Origin of the sequence: Globicatella sp. HMSC072A10 (assembly GCF_001811625.1) — a bacterium.
Lineage (GTDB): Bacteria > Bacillota > Bacilli > Lactobacillales > Aerococcaceae > Globicatella > Globicatella sanguinis.
In genome coordinates this window covers 1-203 of the sequence record NZ_KV805687.1, presented here as the reverse complement: position 1 = coordinate 203, position 203 = coordinate 1, and the positions used below count along the sequence as shown (strand labels likewise).

The 203-nt window shown below is 37.4% G+C and carries 1 pseudogene; it reads left to right on the top strand.

Features of this window, described 5'->3' with window-relative positions:
* A pseudogene (locus HMPREF2811_RS11535) lies at positions 1-203 on the top strand (IS30 family transposase); the annotation flags it as partial.

The window sequence follows — 203 nt, the reverse complement described above, 5'->3', positions numbered from 1 at the left end:
GAGAAAGAATTTGGACATCTAGAAGGTGACACGATTGTCGGAAAAGACCATAAGAGTGCAGTTCTAACACTGGTTGAAAGATTCAGTAAACTCATCATTCCGATAAAAATTAGCAGTCGGAAAGCAAGTGCTGTGCGAATAGCTTGTGATAACTGGTTTGCTTGTTTGCCAAGAAATTTATTTAAATCCATTACGTTTGATTG